The sequence below is a fragment of the Pseudarthrobacter sulfonivorans genome, assembly GCF_031454915.1.
In the GTDB taxonomy this organism is placed as follows: Bacteria; Actinomycetota; Actinomycetes; order Actinomycetales; family Micrococcaceae; genus Arthrobacter; species Arthrobacter sulfonivorans_C.
On the sequence record NZ_JAVDRS010000002.1, the window covers coordinates 810,157 to 828,833 of the forward strand.

14 protein-coding genes and 2 pseudogenes are annotated in these 18,677 nt (G+C 64.1%); 8 read left to right on the top strand and 8 right to left on the bottom strand.

From position 1 onward, the window contains the following. Nucleotides 1-63: 63 nt before the first annotated feature. From J2808_RS07740 to J2808_RS07770, 7 genes are all read right to left on the bottom strand, one after another. Entirely contained in the window at nucleotides 64-1,437 is a 1,374-nt protein-coding gene (locus J2808_RS07740) for an L-serine ammonia-lyase (protein WP_309814044.1), read from the bottom strand. After that, complete coding sequence (locus J2808_RS07745) at nucleotides 1,437-2,072, bottom strand: sarcosine oxidase subunit gamma (RefSeq protein WP_309814047.1); 636 nt, start codon at nucleotides 2,070-2,072, stop codon at nucleotides 1,437-1,439. The genes J2808_RS07740 and J2808_RS07745 overlap by 1 nt, the downstream gene beginning before the upstream one ends. Beyond that, nucleotides 2,065-5,007, bottom strand: coding sequence for a sarcosine oxidase subunit alpha family protein (locus J2808_RS07750; RefSeq protein WP_309814049.1), 2,943 nt, complete (start codon nucleotides 5,005-5,007; stop codon nucleotides 2,065-2,067). The genes J2808_RS07745 and J2808_RS07750 overlap by 8 nt, the downstream gene beginning before the upstream one ends. Further along, nucleotides 5,004-5,426 (bottom strand): sarcosine oxidase subunit delta, encoded by a 423-nt coding sequence (locus J2808_RS07755; RefSeq protein ID WP_309814051.1) that lies wholly within the window; start codon nucleotides 5,424-5,426, stop codon nucleotides 5,004-5,006. Before J2808_RS07755 ends, J2808_RS07750 begins: the two co-directional genes overlap by 4 nt. Nucleotides 5,427-5,440: 14 nt before the next feature. Next, a complete protein-coding gene (locus J2808_RS07760) occupies nucleotides 5,441-6,661 on the bottom strand; it encodes a sarcosine oxidase subunit beta family protein (protein WP_397428008.1) in 1,221 nt (406 codons plus the stop codon). Continuing rightward, nucleotides 6,658-7,956, bottom strand: a complete 1,299-nt coding sequence (gene glyA / locus J2808_RS07765) for a serine hydroxymethyltransferase (RefSeq protein WP_193341067.1) — start codon at nucleotides 7,954-7,956, stop codon at nucleotides 6,658-6,660. Before glyA ends, J2808_RS07760 begins: the two co-directional genes overlap by 4 nt. 196 nt (nucleotides 7,957-8,152) lie before the next feature. Further along, nucleotides 8,153-8,830: a GntR family transcriptional regulator gene (locus J2808_RS07770; RefSeq protein ID WP_309814054.1), complete on the bottom strand. Its 678-nt coding sequence runs from the start codon at nucleotides 8,828-8,830 to the stop codon at nucleotides 8,153-8,155. Between the two features lie 122 nt (nucleotides 8,831-8,952). On the opposite strand from J2808_RS07770, the gene purU reads away from it, so the two are divergent. From purU to J2808_RS07800, 7 genes and pseudogenes are all read left to right on the top strand, one after another. Then, complete coding sequence (purU, locus tag J2808_RS07775; protein ID WP_309814056.1) at nucleotides 8,953-9,867, top strand: formyltetrahydrofolate deformylase; 915 nt, start codon at nucleotides 8,953-8,955, stop codon at nucleotides 9,865-9,867. 54 nt (nucleotides 9,868-9,921) lie between these two features. Beyond that, on the top strand, nucleotides 9,922-12,414 hold the full coding sequence (locus J2808_RS07780) for a GcvT family protein (protein WP_309814058.1): 2,493 nt from the start codon (nucleotides 9,922-9,924) through the stop codon (nucleotides 12,412-12,414). Nucleotides 12,415-12,540: 126 nt separating this feature from the next. Next, entirely contained in the window at nucleotides 12,541-13,167 is a 627-nt protein-coding gene (locus J2808_RS07785) for a cyclodeaminase/cyclohydrolase family protein (protein ID WP_309814061.1), read from the top strand. Beyond that, the gene (locus J2808_RS07790; RefSeq protein WP_309814064.1) at nucleotides 13,164-14,039 is read left to right on the top strand and encodes a bifunctional 5,10-methylenetetrahydrofolate dehydrogenase/5,10-methenyltetrahydrofolate cyclohydrolase; all 876 of its coding nucleotides are present in this window, start codon (nucleotides 13,164-13,166) and stop codon (nucleotides 14,037-14,039) included. Before J2808_RS07785 ends, J2808_RS07790 begins: the two co-directional genes overlap by 4 nt. A 221-nt stretch (nucleotides 14,040-14,260) precedes the next feature. Next, on the top strand, nucleotides 14,261-14,443 hold the full coding sequence (locus J2808_RS07795) for a hypothetical protein (RefSeq protein WP_309814067.1): 183 nt from the start codon (nucleotides 14,261-14,263) through the stop codon (nucleotides 14,441-14,443). Between the two features lie 228 nt (nucleotides 14,444-14,671). After that, nucleotides 14,672-14,908 (top strand): annotated as a pseudogene (locus J2808_RS22260) (chorismate-binding protein); the annotation flags it as partial. A gap of 44 nt (nucleotides 14,909-14,952) precedes the next feature. Next, nucleotides 14,953-15,174 (top strand): annotated as a pseudogene (locus J2808_RS07800) (chorismate-binding protein); the annotation flags it as partial. A 28-nt stretch (nucleotides 15,175-15,202) separates the two neighbouring features. Here the strand turns inward: J2808_RS07800 and J2808_RS07805 are convergent. Continuing rightward, nucleotides 15,203-15,898: a GntR family transcriptional regulator gene (locus tag J2808_RS07805; RefSeq protein ID WP_309814070.1), complete on the bottom strand. Its 696-nt coding sequence runs from the start codon at nucleotides 15,896-15,898 to the stop codon at nucleotides 15,203-15,205. 447 nt (nucleotides 15,899-16,345) lie between these two features. Here J2808_RS07805 and J2808_RS07810 point away from each other — a divergent pair, with 447 nt between their 5' ends. After that, on the top strand, nucleotides 16,346-18,673 hold the full coding sequence (locus J2808_RS07810) for an FdhF/YdeP family oxidoreductase (RefSeq protein ID WP_309814073.1): 2,328 nt from the start codon (nucleotides 16,346-16,348) through the stop codon (nucleotides 18,671-18,673). Nucleotides 18,674-18,677: the final 4 nt, after the last annotated feature.

Consider the following 18,677-nt stretch of genomic DNA (forward strand, 5'->3'; position numbering starts at 1 on the left):
TTTGGTAATGGGACTTGCTCCGGGTGTCTCTTCCCACCCGGGGGCTACCGGTACTTCACGGGCTCAGCACTCGATGACGTTTACGGCGAGGCCTCCGCGGGAGGTCTCTTTGTATTTGGTTTTCATGTCGGCGCCGGTTTCTTTCATGGTTTTGATGGCTTTGTCGAGGGATACTTTGTGGCTGCCGTCGCCGTGCAGGGCAAGGCGGGCGGCGTTGATGGCTTTGACGCTGGCGATGGCGTTCCGTTCGATGCACGGGATCTGCACCAGGCCGCCCACGGGGTCGCAGGTCAGGCCGAGGTTGTGTTCGATGCCCACTTCGGCGGCGTTTTCCACCTGTTCGGGAGTGCCGCCGAGGACCTCGCAGAGGCCCGCGGCCGCCATGGAGCAGGCCGAGCCCACCTCGCCCTGGCACCCCACTTCCGCACCGGAGATGGAGGCGTTGATCTTGAACAGGATTCCGACGGCGGCCGCAGCCAGCAGGAAGCGCACCACACCGTCGTCGTTGGCTCCCGGAACAAACTTGACGTAGTAGTGCAGGACAGCGGGGACGATGCCCGCCGCGCCGTTGGTCGGGGCCGTGACGATGCGCCCGCCCGCGGCGTTTTCCTCGTTGACCGCCAGGGCGAACAGGTTCACCCACTCCATGGCCCGCAGGGGATCGGTCACGCCCGTGTCTGCGGTCAGGGTCTGGAATAACGACGGCGCGCGCCGCCTGACGTTCAGCCCGCCGGGAAGGATGCCTTCCGCGGCGCAGCCGTTGTCCACACATTCACGCATGACCGCCCAGAGGGCCAGCAGCTTTTCGCGGAGTTCCGCTTCGCTGCGCCAGGTGAGTTCGTTGGCGAGCATGACGTCGGAGATGGACATGCCTTCGCGCTTGCAGATCGCCAGGAGTTCGTCGGCGGTGGTGAACGGGTACGGCAGGGGGGTGTCGTCGGCCACCACACGGTCGGCGGCGTCGGCGTCGCCGTCCACCACAAAGCCGCCGCCGATGGAGTAGAAGCTCCGTTCGCTCAGGACGGCTCCGGCGTGGTCGAGGGCGCGGAAGGTCATGCCGTTGGGGTGGGCCGGGAGGGACTTGCGCCGGTGCAGCACCACGTCCTCGTCCCAGTTGAAGTCCACCCGGTGGTCTCCGCCGAGCATGAGCTCGGCGTCGAGGGCTGCGGCGGCCACCTGGTCGTCGGCCGTGGTGGTGTCCACGGTTTCCGGGTCCAGTCCTTTGAAGCCCAGGACCACGGCCTTGTCCGAGCCGTGGCCTCGCCCGGTGGCACCGAGCGAACCGAACAGCTCAGCCTGGACGCGCCTGGTGGCGCTCAGGTGGCCGTCGCCCTTGAGTCCGTCGGCGAACAGTTTCGCCGCCCGCATCGGGCCGACCGTGTGCGAGGACGACGGCCCGATGCCAACGGAGAACAGGTCCAGGACGCTAAGCGCCATCAGGGGACCTCTGGCGAGGCGTACTCGCGCATTGCGTCGAGCAGCCACCGGCCCAGGAAGTCCGCGAACGAGGCGCGGGGGAAGAGCCGGAAGCTTTCCTCCCCGGTCTTGTGCAGGACCACCGGGATGTTGCCCACCTCGGTGTTCAGGGCGGTTCCCGTGGTGAAGCTGCGGGGGTGCAGGTCCAGGGCGCAGCCCTTTTCCAGGACGGCCCGGGCGCGGGGGCCGGACAGTTCGAACGTGGTGCGGTTGGCGGACAGGTCCACCACCTGGCCCGGGGCGTCGGCCAGCGCCTCCGTGAGGGCACCGATGAGGCTGCCGCCCAGGGAATCGTGGGCCTGTTCCGGGGCAACCACCAGGAACTCGGATGGTCCCAGCCAGAGGACGCTGACGCCGTCGGCGCCTGCCACGTCGCCGCAGCGTGCCGGCAGGCCGCCAGTGGCGGCAGCGATCCGCGAGCCTTCCTCGGAGCGGGGGTCTACGCGGACTCCCGCCATGGTTTGGAAGGGGCCTTCGGCGAGGACAACCTTGCCCTGGACGGAGCCCGCTTCCAGCGCTGCGGCCAGGTGCGAGGCGGGGCTGCGGCGGATGTCCCGGAGTCCATTGATGCCTTCGAGTGCTGCTGAATTAGCCATCTTTGCGGGTCCCTTCGGGGTCAAAAAGTACGGTTTCTGCCACAACAACATCAACCAGCTGGTCGCCGGCTGCGGCCACCAGGGTCTCGCCAATGCGGTTGCGGCCATTCTTGATCAGTGCCAGCCCAAACGAGCGGCCCAGCGCGGCGCTGTGGTAGCTCGAGGTGACGAAGCCCTGCATGGGGACCGGGCCGTAGGCGGGGCTGGTGCTGATGCCCTTTTCCACGAGCTGGGTGCCTTCCGGCAACCGGATGGAGCCGTCCACGGGCAGGACGCTGACCAGGTGCTTGCGGTCCTCGCGCTGGGCATCGGCCCGGGCGTAAGAGCGCTTGCCGATGAATTCCTTGGCCTTGGAGACCACCCATTCCATGCCCGCATCCTGCGGGGTGACGGTACCGTCGGTGTCCTGCCCGACGATCGGGTAGCCCTTTTCGGCGCGGAGTACGTGCATGGTTTCGGTGCCGTACGGGGTGATGTTGAATTCGGCCCCGGCGGCGGCCACGGCTTCCCAGGTGTTGAGTCCGTACCAGGACGGCACGTTGATCTCGTAGGCCAGTTCGCCGGAGAACGAGATCCGGCAGACCCGGGCCTGCACGCCGGAGGCGAGGGTGGTTTCGCGGAAGGTCATGAACGGGAAGGCTTCGGCTTCCAGTCCACCGTCTGCGGCGAGTTCGGGAGCCATCTTGGCGAGGACGGCGCGGGACTTAGGCCCGACGACGGCAATCGTGCTCCACTGTTCGGTCACCGAAGTGCAGTGCACGTCGAGTTCCGGCCATTCAGTCTGGAGCCATTCCTCCAGCCAGTCCAGCACCTTGGCGGCGCCGCCGGTGGTGGTGGTCATGAAGAACCGGTCGTCGTCGAGACGGAGGGTCACGCCGTCGTCGAAGATCATGCCGTCCGCCATGCACATCACGCCGTAGCGGGCGGAACCCGGGGCCAACTTCTTGAAGGCGTTGGTGTAGATCCGGTTGAGGAACTCACCGGCATCCTTGCCGCGGATTTCGATCTTGCCGAGCGTGGTGGCGTCCATGAAGCCCACGGATTCGCGGACGGCGGCGCACTCGCGCAGCACGGCCTCATCCATGTCCTCGCCGTCCTGCGGGTAGTACCAGGGCCGCTTCCACTGCCCCACGTCTTCGAACAGGGCACCCTTGGCCTCGTGCCACGGGTGGATGGACGTCTTGCGGGCGGGGTCGAACAGTTCGCCGCGCTGGCGTCCGGCGAGTGCCGCGAACGCAACCGGCGTGAACGGAGCCCGGTAGGTGGTGGTGCCGATGTCGCCGATGCCGCGGGACGCTTCGCCGGCGGTGCGGAGTGCAGCGGCGATGACGCCGATCGCGTTGACGCCGGAGGTCTTGCCCTGGTCATTGGCGGTGCTGATGGAGGTGTACCGCTTGATGTGCTCCACGGACCGCATGCCAGCGCCGGTGGACCGCAGCACATCTGCCACGGACTGGTCGCGCTGGAAGTCCACGAAGTGGTGGTGCCAGACATCCGGCGTGCCGGCCTGGCCCGGGACCAGCCACAGCTGGCGGGTCGGAGCGGAAGCCTTCGGCTCACCGATGGCGGACGGCCGCGTCGCGGACTCGAACCCGGCGGCGATGGCGGCCGATGCTCCGGCCGAGATGCCCTCGGCAAGGACGTCCGCGAGTTCAAAGCTGCCGCGGCCGGACCCGATGGTCTGCTGGTTGGGAACCACGGTGCTCGGCACAAAAGCGGCCAGCTCATCGTCCCAGCGCAGCTTGCCCTGCCGCTGGGAGTGGAGGTGCACCAGCGGGCTCCAGCCACCGGAAACTGCCAGCAGGTCGCAGGCGATCTCTTCGACGCCGGAGGTGAGTTCGCCGTCGTCGTTGATGCTGCGGACGGTGACGGCGTTCAGGCGGCCGGTGCTGTCCGCGGCGGTGTTGGCCACCGCGCTGCCGATCAGCACCCGGGTGCCGGCTTCAATGGCGGCACCCGCCACGTCGGTGAGCTGGGGGCGGGCATCGACGACGGCCGCCACCTTGACGCCGGCGGCGCGCAGGTCAGCGGCCAGGGCGTAGGCGCTGTCGTTGGTGGTGCTGATGACCACGCGCTGCCCGGCGGCTACGGCGAATCGGTTGAGGTAGCTGCGCACGGCGGAGGCCAGCATGATTCCGGGGCGGTCGTTGTTCTCGAAGACCAGAGGGCGTTCGTGGGCGCCGGGGGCAAGCACCACCTGATTAGCACGCACGTGCCAAATCCGCTGGCGGGAGACGCCGGGTGCTGCCGGGGTGGACAGGTGGTCGGTGCGGTTCTGGACCGCGATGACGTAGTTCGCGTCATACGCGCCGAAGGCGGATGTCCTGTTCAGGACGGTGCATTCGGCTCCGGATACCAGTTCGGCTTCCACGTCCGCCACCCATTCCAGGGCCGGCTTGCCTTCGATGGTCTCGGCCAGCCCGGGGGCGGTGGAACCGGAGAGGATGGATCCGCCGAGCTCCGGCTGGTCGTCCATCAGGATCACGCGGGCGCCGGTCCGGACTGCCTCGCGGGCCGCGGCGAGGCCGGCCGGGCCGCCGCCGATGACCAGGACATCAGTGTGGACGTACTTCTTGTCGTACTCCGCACGGTCTTCCTCCGGGTCCAGCTTGCCCAGGCCGTTAAGCAGTTCAGCCTTCAGGCCGTCCACCAGGGTGACGGTGGTGGCAGGCAGCATGGACTCGGCAACGTCGCCGGGAAAGCGCGGGGAGATCTTGACCATCGCGTTGGATTCCTCAACGCCGGCGGACATGATGCCGCGGGCGCGGTTCTCGTACAGCGAGTTGCCGGCGGAGATCCGCCCGTTGGCAATCAGGGCCGAGGCGAGGGTGTCGCCGGGGTGGCCCGTGAATTCCTCGCCGTCCACGGTGAAACGCCAGGAGATGGTGCGGTCGATGCGTCCGCCGTCGGCGAGGCGGGCGTTCTGGGAAGTCACTTGGTTGCTCCTTCCGGGGCGGTGGTGCTGGCTGTTGAAGCGGCCGGTGCGATGCTGGTGCCGGAAATGCTGGGCGCGGCGGTGCCGGTGGTGGTGCTGTCCGCGGCGAGGCTGGCAGTGCCGGATTCCGGGGCTGCCTTTGCCGCCAGGTCAGGTCGGGGCGTGCCCATCGCGTACACGGCCTTGATGTCATAGGTGACGGTGTCGCGGAGCATGTTGAACCACTGGCGGCAGCCGGTGCTGTGCAGCCAGCGTTCGGCGAAAATACCCTTGGTGTTTTCCCGGTAGAACAGGAAATGGGCCCATTCCTTGTCGGTCAGTTCGTTCGGGTTTTCCGGGTAGGCCACGTGGGCCTGGCCGCCGTAATGGAATTCGGTCTCGTCGCGCGAGCCGCAGTTGGGGCATGAAATGAGGAGCATGTCCGGACTCTCTTCTAGTGGGCCACGGCGGCTGCGCCGTGTTCATCGATCAGGGCGCCGGTTTCGAAGCGTTCCAGCGCAAACGGCTTGTTCAGTTCGTGCGGCGTGCCCGTGGCGATGTTATGGGCGAACGTCAGGCCCGCGGCCGGGGTGCCCTTGAAACCGCCAGTGCCCCAACCACAGTTCACGAACATGTTCTCCACCGGAGTGTTGCCCACGATGGGCGAGGCGTCCAGCGTGGTGTCCACGATGCCGCCCCAGGTCCGGAGCACGTGCGCCCGGGCAAAGATGGGGAACAGCTCGACGGCGGCCGCCATCTGGTGCTCGATCACGTGGAAGGAGCCGCGCTGGCCGTAGCCGTTGTAGGAGTCCACGCCGGCGCCCATGACCAGTTCGCCCTTGTGGGCCTGGGAAACGTACACGTGCACGTGGTTGGACATGACCACCGTGGGGTGGACCGGTTCGTGCAGTTCTGAGACCAATGCCTGGAGCGGGTGGGACTGGATGGGAAGCTCGAAGCCCGCCATTTCGGCCAGCACGGAGCTGTGGCCGGCGGCGCAGAGGCCCACCTTTTCGGTGTTGATGGTGCCACGGTTGGTCTTGACGCCGGTGACCCGGTTGCCGTCCTTGACGAAGCCGGTCACTTCGCAGTTCTGGATGATATCCACGCCGAGCTCGTCGCACTTGCGGGCGAAAGCCCAGGCCACATGGTCGTGCTTGGCGATGCCGGCACGCGGCTGGTAAGTCGCGCCCATAACGGGGTAGCGGATGTTGTCATTGATGTTCAGGATGGGGCAGAGTTCCTTGACCTGCTTCGGGTCCAGCCACTCGGCGTCCACACCGTTGAGTTTGTTCGCTCCCACGCGACGCATGCTCTCGCGGACATCGCCCAGGGTGTGGGCGAGGTTCATGACGCCGCGCTGGCTGAACAGGAAGTCGTACTCGAGCTCCTCCGGCAGGATCTCCCAGAGCTTGAGCGCATGCTCGTAGATGGCCGCACTCTCGTCCCAGAGGTAGTTGGAACGGATGATGGTGGTGTTCCGGGCCATGTTGCCGCCGGCCAGCCAGCCCTTTTCCAGGACGGCGATGTTGGTCATCCCGTGGTTCTTGGCCAGGAAGTACGCGGTGGCCAGGCCGTGCCCGCCGCCGCCCACAATCACGGCGTCGTAGCTTTTCTTGGGGTCCGGGTTGTGCCAGAGGAAATCCGGGTGCTCGGGAAGGAGATCGGCCATCATGCTACCTCGTTCGTGTCAATGGAGAGGTTGGGGTAGAGGGGGAACTTTTCGGCCAGGTTTTCAACCCGCTGCCGGAGTTCCGCTGCCGTCTCCTCGCTGAACTCGCGCTTGAGGGCTGCGGCAATAATGTCGGCTACTTCGGTGAACTCCACTTTGCCGAAGCCACGCGTGGCCAGTGCCGGCGTGCCGATTCGCAGACCGGATGACACCATCGGCGGCCGCGGGTCAAACGGCACGGCATTGCGGTTGACGGTAATGCCGATGCGGTGCAGGCGGTCTTCGCCCTGCTGCCCGTCCAGCTCCGAGTTTCGCAGGTCCACCAGGACCAGGTGCACATCGGTGCCGCCACTGACTACAGTCGCCCCGGACTCGGCAACATCTGCGGCCAGGAGGCGTTCGGCGATGATGCTGGCGCCTTCCAGAGTGCGTTCCTGGCGCTCCCGGAACTCCGGCTCCGCCGCGAGCTTGAAAGCAACAGCCTTGGCCGCGATCACGTGCTCCAAGGGTCCGCCTTGCTGGCCCGGGAAAACCGCGGAATTAACCTTCTTGGCGATGTCGGCGTCATTCGTCAGGATCACTCCACCGCGGGGGCCACCCAATGTCTTATGCGTGGTGCTCGTGACAATGTGGGCGTGCGGCACCGGGTTCGGGTGCAGCCCGGCTGCCACCAGGCCGGCGAAGTGCGCCATGTCCACCATCAGGTACGCGCCCACCAGGTCTGCAATGCGGCGGAACTCCGCGAAGTCCAGCTGACGGGAGTAGGCGGACCAGCCAGCGACGATCAGACGCGGCTTGTTTTCAACGGCGAGGCGCTCCACCTCGGCCATGTCGATCGTCATGGTGTCCTCGCGCACGCCGTATGGGACCACCTTGTACAGCTTCCCGGAGAAGTTGATCTTCATGCCATGGGTCAGGTGGCCACCGTGGGCAAGGTTCAGGCCAAGGATGGTGTCACCGGGCTGGATGAGGGCGAACATCGCCGATGCATTGGCCTGCGCGCCGGAGTGCGGCTGGACGTTCGCGAATTCAGATCCGAACAGTGACTTCAGCCGGTCAATGGCCAACTGCTCCACCACGTCAACGTGCTCGCAGCCGCCGTAGTAGCGCTTGCCCGGGTAGCCCTCGGCATACTTGTTGGTCAGGACCGAGCCCTGCGCCTCCATAACGGCCGTCGGGGCGAAGTTTTCAGAGGCGATCATTTCGAGGGTGCCTTGCTGGCGCAGGAGCTCCTGCTCCACAGCGGCGTGGATCGCAGGATCGGTCTCTGCGAGCGAGCGGGTCAGAACGTCGACCATCATGTCTCCTAATGTTAAACCTAATATCCGGTTGATATATTAGTTGCTGGGCTCAAGTATGCTATCGACGCCGGAGGGTGTCAATGGTTTTTCAGCTGATTTCGCCGGGGAGCCAAGGTCGCGGCGGGCAGGAGCCGGAAACGGCTGAAGCGCAGCCCTTCGGGGCTGCGCTTCAGTTTTAAGTCCGGGGTTTGGCCTAGGCGGCGAAAAGAGCTTCGCGTACAGCGCGCTCGAAGCCACTGACGTGGATCCGCGCCAGCTCCGCGGCCTGGGCCTCATCTCCGTCGATAACCGCACGGAGCAGGTCCACATGCTCGTGCACGTGACGGGACAGGTCGGGAAGGCGATCCAGGACCATGCACCAGATTCGTATCGCGAGATTGTCGTAGCGAATCAGGACATCTTCGAGGTGGGGATTGGCGGCGGCCGCGTATATGCCTTGGTGCACACGGGCATCGAGACGCAGAGTTTCAACGACGGAGGCCGCAGCTGTGTCGAAAGACTCGACAGCACGCATAACAGCCCGCAATTGCTCCCTCATCGACTCCGTGGCCACCCGCGCAGCCCGGGAGGCGGCAAGAGGCTCAAGCTGGGTGCGGATTTCGGAAATGAACGCTAGATCAGTGACCTCTACCCGCGTCGCGAAGGTACCCCTCCGCGGGTAGGAAACTACCAGGCGATCAAGCTCCAGCCGCTTCAGAGCTTCACGCACCGGAGTCCGCCCGACGCCAAGGTCCTTGGCGAGGTCGTCGTCATTGAGGAGGTCGCCAGGCTTGATATCAAGCATCAGTAGCCGGTCACGGATGCGCTCGTAGGCAACGTCGGCCAACGACCTCTTTGCCGCATCAGCAATTGCCAGAACTTCAAAAGCCATCGCATGGACCCCTTTTCAATCAAACCAAGAAGGCTATTGACCTCCACCACTGACCAGTATACGCTAATTGCCAGTTCTAATATATCAGTTCTAAAACTTGAAATATATCTAAAGGAGGAGACATGACCCTTGTGGCAACAGACTCATCAACCAGCACGCTGACTCAGGACGGCCCCCGCGTGAAGGACAATGCCCAGAAGTTCGTACTCACACTGTCGTGCGTCGAACGTGCCGGTATTGTCCAGGCGGTCACCACTTTCCTCTTCGAACGTGGCTTCAACATCGAGGAGCACCAGCAGTTCGACGACGGGCTCCGCGAGACGCTGCACCTGCGCACCGCCTTCTCGGGTTCTCCCGAGTACACGCCGGAGCGGCTCCAGGAGGAGTTCAGCGCCATTGCGGACCGCTTTGAGATGAAGTTCAGCTTTTATGACCAGACCAAGCAGCGCATCCTGGTCATGGTGTCCAAGTTCGGCCACTGCCTGAACGACCTGCTCTTCCGCTGGCGCGGCGGAAGCCTCGGCGGCGACATTGCCCTTATCGTTTCCAACCATGAAACCCACCGGGCCATGGCCGAGGCCGCCGGCCTCCCCTTCATCTACCTTCCGGTAACCCCGGAGACAAAATCAGACGCCGAGCGGCGCCTGCTGGAACTGGTGGACGAGCACAATATCGACCTCGTCGTTCTCGCCCGGTACATGCAGGTACTGTCCGACGACCTCTGCCGCTCCCTGGAAGGCCGTGCTATTAACATCCACCACTCCTTCCTCCCGGGATTCAAGGGTGCACGCCCTTACCACCAGGCCTACGACCGTGGAGTCAAGCTGGTGGGCGCAACGGCCCACTATGTGACCGCCGAACTGGATGAGGGGCCAATCATCGAACAGGAAGTCATCCGCGTCGACCACAGCTACGGACCGAACGCCCTTTCTACAGTCGGAGCGGACGCCGAAGCACTGGCACTCTCCCGCGCCGTGCGGTGGCACTGCGAACACCGGGTGCTGCTGGACCAAACCAGCACCGTAGTGTTCCGCTAAGCACCGCCACCCGCCCAGCAAAGACAACACACGTAAATCAGCAGGAGAAACCACATGGCATCGACGCCAAGCATTGTCATTATCGGAGCTGGAATCGTCGGCACAAACCTGGCCGATGAACTGGTCACCCGGGGTTGGAACAACATCACCGTCCTGGACCAGGGACCGCTGAACATGCCCGGAGGATCGACATCCCACGCACCCGGACTTGTCTTCCAGACCAACGCCTCAAAGTCCATGGCGCTCTTCGCCAAGTACACGGTTGAGAAGCTTTTGTCCCTGACCGAGGACGGCGTCAGCTGCTTCAACCAGGTCGGCGGCCTCGAGATCGCGACCACCGAGACACGCCTCGCCGATCTGAAACGGAAGCTCGGATACGCAGCGTCGTGGGGAATCGACGGCAAGATCCTTACCCGCGCCGAGTGCAAGGAGCTCTACCCGCTCCTGAACGAGGAAGACATCCTGGGCGGTCTCCATGTCCCCAGCGACGGCCTGGCCCGTGCTGCCCGTGCAGTCCAGCTGCTGATCAAGCGCACCGAAGCCGCAGGCGTCAAGTACCGCGGCAACACCACTGTCACCGGTATTGAGCAGTCCGGGCGCCGCGTCACCGGTGTCGAGACCTCCGAGGGCACCATCCCGGCCGATATCGTGGTTTCCTGCGCCGGCTTCTGGGGCGCCAAGATCGGCGAGATGATTGGGATGTCAGTCCCGCTCCTCCCGTTGGCCCACCAGTACGTCAAAACCACTCCAGTGCCCGCACAGAAGGGCAAGAACGAACTGTCCAACGACGCTTCCCTGCCCATACTGCGGCACCAGGACCAGGACCTCTACTACCGCGAGCACGGTGACCGTTACGGCATCGGTTCCTACGCGCACCGCCCCATGCCCGTGGACCTTGACGAGCTCGGCACGTTCGCACCCGAGACCATCAGCGACCACAACATGCCCTCCCGCCTCGACTTCACCCTGGAGGACTTCCTCCCGGCATGGGAAGCCACCAAGCAGATACTGCCGGCCCTGCGCGAAAGCGAAATCGAGGACGGCTTCAACGGCATCTTCTCCTTCACCCCCGACGGCGGATCCCTGGTGGGTGAGTCCAAGGAGCTGGACGGCTTCTTCGTCGCCGAAGCCGTGTGGGTCACCCACTCGGCCGGCATCGCCCGCGCTGTTGCTGAATTGCTGACCACCGGGAAGTCGGAGATCGACCTGGGTGATTGCGATATTCACCGCTTCGAAGAGGTCCAGTTGACCCCCGAATATGTCAGCGAAACGTCCCAGCAGAACTTCGTGGAAATCTACGACGTCCTGCACCCGCTCCAGCCCAAGCTTTCCCCCCGCAACCTGCGCGTCAGCCCGTTCCACGCACGCCACAAGCAGCTCGGCGGCTTCTTCCTGGAGGGCGGCGGATGGGAGCGTCCCTACTGGTTCGAAGCCAACGCCGAACTGCTCAAGGAGATGCCTGATGAATGGCAGCCGCCGGCACGTGACGCCTGGTCCGGGATGTTCAGCTCGCCCATCGCCGCCGCCGAAGCCTGGAAGACCCGCACCGCGGTGGCTATGTACGACATGACGCCGCTCAAGCGCCTTGAGGTCTCCGGCCCCGGAGCCATGAAGCTGCTGCAGGAGCTGACTACCGCGGACATGACCAAGAAGCCGGGCGCCGTTACCTACACCCTCGTGCTGGACCACGAGGGCGGGATCCGAAGCGATATCACCGTGGCCCGCCTGAGCGAAGACACCTTCCAGCTCGGAGCCAATGGAAACATCGACACGGCCTACTTTGAGCGGGCTGCACGCCACCAGACGGAAAACGGAACCGCCAGCGACTGGGTCCAGGTGCGCGACACTACCGGCGGGACATGCTGCATCGGCTTGTGGGGACCCCTCGCCCGGGACCTGATCAGCACGGTCAGCAGCGACGACTTCTCCAACGACGGTCTGCGCTACTTCCGGGCAAAGAAGGTTGTCATCGGCGGCGTCACCGTCACAGCAATGCGGCTGTCCTACGTCGGCGAGCTGGGCTGGGAACTGTACACCAGCGCCGACAACGGCCAGCGCCTGTGGGACGCACTGTGGAAGGCAGGGCAGCCGTTCGGCGTGATCGCTGCCGGCCGCGCCGCGTTCAGCTCGCTGCGCCTGGAAAAGGGCTACCGTTCGTGGGGCACCGACATGACCACCGAGCACGACCCCCTGGAAGCGGGGCTCGGTTTCGCCGTGAAGATGACCAAGGAAAACTTCGTCGGCAAGGCAGCACTGGAAGGCCGGACCGAGGAAAACTCCGCCCGCCGCCTGCGCTGCCTGACGGTCGACGACGGGCGGAGCATTGTCCTGGGCAAGGAACCGGTCTTCTACAAGGACCAGGCAGTCGGCTACGTCACCAGTGCCGCCTACGGTTACACGGTCGCCAAACCGATCGCCTACGCGTACCTCCCGGCCGCCGTGTCCATTGGTGACTCGGTCGAGATCGAGTACTTCGGACGGCGCATCCAGGCCACCGTCACCGCAGATCCGCTGTACGACCCGACGATGACCAGGCTCCGCGGCTAACCACCCGTCAGACCGTTCAAGGGCACGTGGCCCGGACTCTTCACCTCGCAACCAGAGTCCGGGCCGCTGCTCTTTCATCACGTCTCAACCCTGCCAGTCGGCTCAAGCCTTAGCCCAGGAAGACACATGATCAGCTCAGAAACAATCAACGAATACCTCGCCAGGCTTGCCTCGCGGGAACCCACTCCAGGCGGCGGCGCGGCCGCCGCGCTCCACGCCGCCCAGGGGGCAGCGCTCGTCGCCATGGTGGGCAGATACACCACCGGCTTGAAATACGAGCAGCACGCCGAACTCGTCCAAAGGATCATCAGCGCCGCCGACGGACTGGTCGTCGAGGCCCTGCGCCTGGCGGACGCGGACGAACATGCGTTCCAAGGCGTCATCGACTCGTACAAACTTCCGTCCGGGACCGAAGACCTCAAAGCCGCACGGACGGTGTCCATCCAGGATGCGCTCATCCTGGCCGCACAAACCCCCGCACAGCTCATCAAGCTCGCCGGCGTGATTCTGGATCTTGCCACGGAACTTTTCGAGGTCGCGAACGCCAATGTGATCAGCGACATCGCGGCTGCCGCTGACGCTGCCCGCGCAGCCGCAAGCACTGCCCGGGTGAACATCGACATTAACGTGGTGGCCATCAAAGACGCCGCGGCCCGTTCGCGGTTGGCGGATCAAACCGACGGCCTCGAGGAAAAGGTCATCCTGGCAGCAGACTCCCTCGTGGGACGCGTGCGTGGAAGGATTCTCGGTTGAGCGCCGTACTCCTCTCCGGAAAAGCGCTGGCAAAGACCATTCAGCAGCGGGCGCACCGTGAGGCCCGGGAGCTCGAAGCCGACGGGCTACGCCCCACGCTCGCAGTGGTTGTGGCCACCGATGACGGCTCCACCCACTGGTATGTCCGGTCCATCGAACGGGCCGCAGAAAGCGCCGCCATCAGTTGCCGGATCGTGGACCTTGGCCCCGATGCCACCGCACAGGTCCTGGCCTCAGTCCTGAAGGACCTCAGCGAGGATCCATCCGTTCATGGCATCATCCTCCAGACGCCCCTGCCTCCAGGCGTTGGAACGGATGAGCTGGTGGGGCATATTGCCCCGGAGAAGGACGTCGATGGCGCGAACCCTTTGAGCCTTGGCCGCATGGCCGTTGGCCAGCCCTCGTTCGCACCTGCCACGGCTCGCGCCGTAATCGAGATCCTGAACCACTTCGACATCCCGCTGGCAGGCCGGAATGTGGTCGTCATTGGCCGTTCCGCCGTAGTGGGAAAGCCGCTGTCCCTGCTGCTGCTGGAGCGCGACGCCGCGGTCACCGTCTGCCACTCCCGGTCAGGTCCGTTGGAGAAATACACCAAGGCCGCCGACGTCGTGGTCGTGGCAGCCGGGCGTACCGGTCTGCTGAACGGCGGCCATGTCTCGTCAGAGGCCGTGGTGATTGACGTCGGCACCAACGTCCTTCCTGACGGATCCCTCGTGGGGGATGTCGACGAGGCCAGCGTGCGGGGCATCGCCGCGGCGCTGACTCCGGTCCCGGGCGGCGTGGGCTCCGTCACCACATCACTGCTTCTTCTGCACACAACCGAGGCCGCGCGGGAACAGTCGCGTGCTTTGGTCCCAGGAACCGCCGGATGATCCACCGCGGGCACAACTGACACCCCGCGGGAACCCGTTGTGGTATCCATCGAAGGCGTGGACGCGCCTGAAGGGCAGGCCTGTGTGTCCGCGAGTCTTGGACCCCTCACACCCGGAGGCGCCGCTGCAAGCTGCCGAGGCCCTCGCGCAGCTTCCCGCTTTCGCCACAGTTCAAGGTTTGCGGCAACTGTCCGCTTCCCCGGCCCTCCACTGTGTTTCGCTTGCGGACTATCCGGGATCCGGAAGCAGCCTTCCGCGAGTTCTACGGGCTGTCCAGCCACCGCGTCTGGCTGGACAGCTCGAACGCGGCAACGGATCCCGTGGCGGGACGCAACCGCTACAGCATCATGGCCGACGATTCCGGCAGCCGCGGAATGAGGGCACAGCATGTGATAGGTGTGTGACCACCGTGGAATCAAGGCTGGTATCCGCCCGAATTCCAGGCCCCTTCTTCAGCTGGCTGGACAGGAATTGGTGCAGCGGTCAGGCAACGGATCAGGCTCTTCCGCCCGGGCTGAATTTCGCCCTCGGCTGGCTGGGCTACCTGGGCTACGAGCTCAAGCGTGGGCGTGGTGGGAGTGCATTGGAATCACCGCTGCCGGATGCCTCATTGATCCGCTGCAGTCCAGGACCAAATCACGCAGGGGAACTTCTACGAGGTCTGTCTCACGACGCAGATCTTCAGCAACCTCCACGAGGGCGTAGATCCGTGGGAGTTTTACCGGCGGCTCCGCCGGGCCAACCTGGCGCCCTTTGCAAGCCTCGTCCAGCTCGGTGCGGTAACCATCCCGAGTTCTTCGCCGGAGCGGTTTCTTAGTATCACCGCAGACGGTCGCGTCCGCGCCGAACCTATTAAGGGAACGCGACGACGGGATGGACATCCTGGACGAATTGGAATCCGGACCGCGGGGCCTATTCAGGTGTGGTCGGCTACTTTTCCCCCAACGGCGCCGCGGACCTGTCAGTCACCATTCGCAGCGCCGCCTTCCAGAATTCACCCGCGGGCGGGCAGCGGCTGTCCGGGGGGATCGGCGGGGCCATCACAGCCGACTCCGACCCCGACGATGAGCTGGCAGAGGTCCACACCAAGGCCACCGCCATCCTTGGAGTTTTTGGGGCTACTTTCCCCACGTGAGCCTATTCCGGGTGGGTCCGGGGCCGGTCTACAGAACAGCCCTGATGAGCTTCTCAAAGTCGGTGACGTGCTGTGTGGTCAACCGCGCAGCAGCTTCGGAGTCCCCAGCCGCGATGCATTCGAGAAGCTCAATATGTTGGGCAATATGCTGGGACACCGGCGGGAGCTTTTCCAGCACCAGGCTCCAGATCCGTGTTGCCAGATTGTCGTAACGAATCAGGACATCTTGAAGGTGCCGGCTTCCTGTGGCGCGATAGATCGTCCGGTGTACCCGCATGTCCAGGCGCATGAGGTCCTGCTGCGACTGCATCCCTGGCAGCAGCTGCCCTACTTCCCGTGCAAAGTCCCTAAGTTCCTGCCGAAGCTGCGGCGACGCAATCCGCGCAGCCCGCGCAGCTGCCGCAGGCTCCAGAAGGTGGCGGATCTCGGAGATTTCAGCCAGATCTTTAATGTCCACGCCCGCGGCGAACGTTCCACGCCGCGGATAGGCCACCACCAAATGGTCGCTCTCAAGCCGTTTCATCGCTTCGCGGATTGGCGTCCGGCCGACACCGAGACGCCTGGAGATTACTTCATCGTTGAGGGGCTCACCCGGCTTGATGTCCAGAACGATTAATTCATCGCACAAGATCCTGTAGGCGAAGTCGGCAAAGGATTCGTCGTCCTGCCTCTGCGGTACCAACGAAACACCCGCCTCGGCCGGTAATCCGCCAGCGTTTGCCATTTTCAAGTCTCCTCCGATGTGCGCCCGAGCCTTGACGCCCCGGGTCCCAGTACATAGTATTCCTCTAACTGATATATCAATACGTAAACATAAGAATGTCAAGAGCGCCAGTGCCTTCCGCAATGAATGAGGGCTCCGCAAGGCACCGGAACCGCAACGCATAAGCCACGAATGGAGAGCAACGAGCAATGAAGCTGTTGCACGGTCCGTTCAGTCAAAAAGCTTGTATTTGGGAGCACGCCTCGGTGTCGGCCATTCGCTCACGCTGGCCCGCAGTTCAGGCATGGCAGGGTGATCGCTCTTTGCCGGTTTCCACGTCTACACCTTCAACGACCTAGGCCGCTTGCCGGCCTCCTGGACAGCCTGCCCCAGCTGCATGAGGCCACCATCAAGCCACCAAGCAAACCCAACCCGCCGTTTCCTGCCCAGATCTGAAGGGAAGATCACATGGCTTCAAAAGCCCCCCTACATAACATCGACGAGTCAAAGCTGACCGTCACCAAACCCAAGACCAAGGCCGTTGGAATCCCCGCGGTGGTGAACTCGCTGAAGATCTCCCTCGAGCAGATGGGTCCGCTGCGCAGCGTCCAAACGCTGCTGGCAGTCAACCAGGTCGACGGGTTCGACTGCATGGGCTGCGCTTGGCCCGAGCACGAAAAGCGCAACGCAGCCGAGTTCTGCGAAAATGGCGCGAAGGCAGTGGCCGAGGAGGGCACCCGCCGCCGCGTCACCCCCGAGTTCTTCGCCAAACATTCCATCGAGGACCTGAAAACGCGGGACGACTACTGGCTGGGTCAGCAGGGCCGGCTGACCCAGCCGATGCTTTTGGCCGAGGGAGCCACACACTACACACCCATTGAATGGGACGCAGCCTATGAGCTGATCGCCCAGGAGATGAAAGAAATGGACCATCCCGACCAGGCAGTTTTTTACACTTCCGGGCGGACCTCGAATGAAGCCGCTTTCCTCTACCAGCTCCTCGTGCGGGGACTGGGCACCAATAATCTCCCCGATTGCTCCAACATGTGCCACGAGTCCACGGGTTCAGCCCTCGTTGAAACCATCGGCATCGGCAAGGGCTCGGTCAGCCTCGTCGACCTGGAGACAGCCTCGCTGATCTTCGTTGCCGGGCAGAATCCAGGTACTAACCACCCGCGCATGCTCAGCGCCCTGGAAAAAGCGAAGAAGAACGGCGCCGTCATCATCTCCGTCAACCCGCTTCCCGAGGCCGGGCTCCTCCGGTTCGAGAATCCGCAGACGATCTCCGGCACGCTCGTGGGCACGCAACTGACCGACGACTTCCTGCAGATCCGGGCCGGCGGGGATCAGGCCCTCTTCCAGGGGCTTGGCAAATACCTCCTCGAGGCGGAGGTGCAGGGGAGGAAGACCCCGGGACTGGCTACGGTCCTGGACCACGAATTTATCAATAACCACACCGTGGGCATCGACGAATACCTGCGGCACCTCGAAAAGGTCGAGTGGAGTGAAATAGTAGAAGCCACGGGCCTGAGCTTGGAGCAGATCAAGGCCACGGGCGAACGCCTGCTTGCCTCCAATGCCACCATCGTCTGCTGGGCCATGGGCCTAACCCAGCACAAACACTCAGTTCCCACACTCCGGGACGTCGTCAACGTGCTGCTTCTCCAAGGCAACATCGGTAAGCCCGGAGCAGGAGTATGCCCCGTCCGCGGCCACTCGAACGTCCAGGGCGACCGCACCATGGGCATCTTCGAAAAGATGCCAGAGGCGTTCCACGACAGGCTGGACCAGGAGTTCAAGTTCATTTCCCCTCGCAAGCACGGCTACGACACCGTTGCGGCGATTCGTGCCATGCGGGATGGCAAAGTCCGCGTCTTCATTGGAATGGGTGGAAACTTCGTCCGGGCGGCCCCGGATTCCGAGGTCACGGAGCGGGCATTGGCCAACACAGACCTGACGGTACAGATCTCCACGAAGCTGAACCATTCCCACGTGTCCACAGGCCGGCGCGCGCTGATCCTCCCGACGCTGGGTCGGACTGAAAAGGACGCACAGCGCACCGGGGACCAGAGGGTGACGGTGGAAGACTCCATGAGCGCCGTCCATGCGTCCCGCGGACGCATTAAGCCGGCCAGCGAGCACCTCCACTCAGAAGTGGCCATAGTGTGCAACCTCGCCCATAAGCTCTTCACCGACAGTGACAACCTCCCACTGCCTAACTCGCCTAAAGCTGCCTGGCTCTCGATGAGAGACGACTACTCCCTGGTCCGGAAACACATCGAGGCGGTCATCGACGGCTTCGAAAGTTTCGAGGAGCGGATCCAGCATCCTGGCGGCTTTGTCCTCCCCCACCCTCCGCGGGACACCAGACAGTTCGGGACCGCGTCTGGAAAGGCCCACTTTACCGGCAATGAGCTGGAATTCATCAAGGTACCCGAGGGGCGGCTGGTCCTTCAGACCCTGCGCTCACATGACCAGTACAACACCACCATCTATGGCAAGGACGACCGATACCGCGGTATCCACGGCGGGCGTCGGGTGGTTCTTGTCAACGAGGCTGACATCGCTGAGCTGGGCTTTAGGGACGGTGACATGGTTCATTTGATTTCCGAGTTCCGCGGGACAGAGCGGCGGGCCGACAATTTCCGGATCGTTTCGTACTCGACACCGAAAGGCTGTGCGGCAGCGTACTACCCGGAGACCAACGTGCTCGTGCCGCTCGATTCGGTAGCTGACACCAGCGGTACACCGACATCCAAGTCCGTCATCGTGCGGCTGGAACGGGCCGAAGCGTGAGCGC

Excerpts from the sequence above, each read along its gene's own strand:
- J2808_RS07785 (WP_309814061.1), top strand. The coding sequence starts at position 12,541 with ATGATCAGCTCAGAAACAATCAACGAATACCTCGCCAGGCTTGCCTCG.
- J2808_RS07760 (WP_397428008.1), bottom strand. The coding sequence starts at position 6,661 with ATGATGGCCGATCTCCTTCCCGAGCACCCGGATTTCCTCTGGCACAAC.
- J2808_RS07745 (WP_309814047.1), bottom strand. The coding sequence starts at position 2,072 with ATGGCTAATTCAGCAGCACTCGAAGGCATCAATGGACTCCGGGACATC.
- J2808_RS07770 (WP_309814054.1), bottom strand. The coding sequence starts at position 8,830 with ATGGCTTTTGAAGTTCTGGCAATTGCTGATGCGGCAAAGAGGTCGTTG.
- purU (WP_309814056.1), top strand. The coding sequence starts at position 8,953 with ATGACCCTTGTGGCAACAGACTCATCAACCAGCACGCTGACTCAGGAC.
- glyA (WP_193341067.1), bottom strand. The coding sequence starts at position 7,956 with ATGGTCGACGTTCTGACCCGCTCGCTCGCAGAGACCGATCCTGCGATC.
- J2808_RS07810 (WP_309814073.1), top strand. The coding sequence starts at position 16,346 with ATGGCTTCAAAAGCCCCCCTACATAACATCGACGAGTCAAAGCTGACC.
- J2808_RS07740 (WP_309814044.1), bottom strand. The coding sequence starts at position 1,437 with ATGGCGCTTAGCGTCCTGGACCTGTTCTCCGTTGGCATCGGGCCGTCG.
- J2808_RS07755 (WP_309814051.1), bottom strand. The coding sequence starts at position 5,426 with ATGCTCCTCATTTCATGCCCCAACTGCGGCTCGCGCGACGAGACCGAA.
- J2808_RS07780 (WP_309814058.1), top strand. The coding sequence starts at position 9,922 with ATGGCATCGACGCCAAGCATTGTCATTATCGGAGCTGGAATCGTCGGC.
- J2808_RS07805 (WP_309814070.1), bottom strand. The coding sequence starts at position 15,898 with ATGGCAAACGCTGGCGGATTACCGGCCGAGGCGGGTGTTTCGTTGGTA.